Source organism: Siminovitchia thermophila (assembly GCF_016909185.1).
Classification (GTDB): domain Bacteria; phylum Bacillota; class Bacilli; order Bacillales; family Bacillaceae_C; genus Siminovitchia; species Siminovitchia thermophila.
Genome location: NZ_JAFBFH010000080.1, coordinates 1 through 1,673, shown reverse-complemented (window position 1 = coordinate 1,673; position 1,673 = coordinate 1). Strand labels below are relative to the sequence as shown.

Below are 1,673 nucleotides of genomic sequence, written 5' to 3'. Positions count from 1 at the left end.
TCCCTCCCGAGTGGATCCTGAGTACGGCGGGACACGAGAAATCCCGTCGGAATCCGGGAGGACCATCTCCCAAGGCTAAATACTCCCTAGTGACCGATAGTGAACCAGTACCGTGAGGGAAAGGTGAAAAGCACCCCGGGAGGGGAGTGAAATAGAACCTGAAACCGTGTGCCTACAAGTAGTCAGAGCACAATAAGTGTGATGGCGTGCCTTTTGTAGAATGAACCGGCGAGTTGCGATTTCATGCAAGGTTAAGTTGAAAAGACGGAGCCGCAGCGAAAGCGAGTCTGAATAGGGCGCAAGAGTATGAGGTCGCAGACCCGAAACCAGGTGATCTACCCATGTCCAGGGTGAAGGTCAGGTAACACTGACTGGAGGCCCGAACCCACGTATGTTGAAAAATGCGGGGATGAGGTGTGGGTAGGGGTGAAATTCCAATCGAACCTGGAGATAGCTGGTTCTCTCCGAAATAGCTTTAGGGCTAGCCTCAAGGTGAGAGTATTGGAGGTAGAGCACTGTTTGGACGAGGGGCCCTCATCGGGTTACCGACTTCAGACAAACTCCGAATGCCAAATACTTATCCTTGGGAGTCAGACTGCGAGTGATAAGATCCGTAGTCGAGAGGGAAACAACCCAGACCACCAGCTAAGGTCCCCAAGTATACGTTAAGTGGAAAAGGATGTGGAGTTGCTTAGACAACCAGGATGTTGGCTTAGAAGCAGCCACCATTCAAAGAGTGCGTAATAGCTCACTGGTCGAGTGACTCTGCGCCGAAAATGTACCGGGGCTAAACGTATCACCGAAGCTGTGGATTGCAATAGCAATGGTAGGAGAGCGTTCCAAGCGCGGCGAAGTCGTCTTGAAAGAGGCGGTGGAGTGCTTGGAAGTGAGAATGCCGGTATGAGTAGCGAAAGAAGGGTGAGAATCCCTTCCACCGAAAGCCTAAGGTTTCCTGAGGAAGGCTCGTCCGCTCAGGGTAAGTCGGGACCTAAGCCGAGGCCGAAAGGCGTAGGCGATGGATAACAGGTTGAGATTCCTGTACCGCCTCATTGCCGTTTGAGTGATGGAGGGACGCAGGAGGATAAGGCAAGCGCGCAGCTGGAAAAGCGCGTCCAAGCAGTAAGGCCGGTAAGTAGGCAAATCCGCTTACCGTGTAGGCTGAGCTGTGATGGCGAGGGAAAAAAAGTACCGAAGTTCCTGATTCCACACTGCCGAGAAAAGCTTCTAGCGAGGCAATAGGCGCCCGTACCGCAAACCGACACAGGTAGGCGAGGAGAGAATCCTAAGGTGAGCGAGAGAACTCTCGTTAAGGAACTCGGCAAAATGACCCCGTAACTTCGGGAGAAGGGGTGCTTTTTAGGGTGAATAGCCCTGAGAAGCCGCAGTGAATAGGCCCAGGCGACTGTTTAGCAAAAACACAGGTCTCTGCGAAGCCGCAAGGCGAAGTATAGGGGCTGACGCCTGCCCGGTGCTGGAAGGTTAAGAGGAGAGGTCAGCTTAGGCGAAGCTTCGAATTGAAGCCCCAGTAAACGGCGGCCGTAACTATAACGGTCCTAAGGTAGCGAAATTCCTTGTCGGGTAAGTTCCGACCCGCACGAAAGGCGCAACGATCTGGGCACTGTCTCAACGAGAGACTCGGTGAAATTATAGTACCTGTGAAGATGCAGGTTACC

The 1,673-nt window shown here is 53.1% G+C and carries 1 rRNA gene; it reads left to right on the top strand.

Going from position 1 to position 1,673, the window contains the following annotated elements:
* Positions 1–1,673 (top strand): 23S ribosomal RNA (locus JOC94_RS22625); the annotation flags it as partial.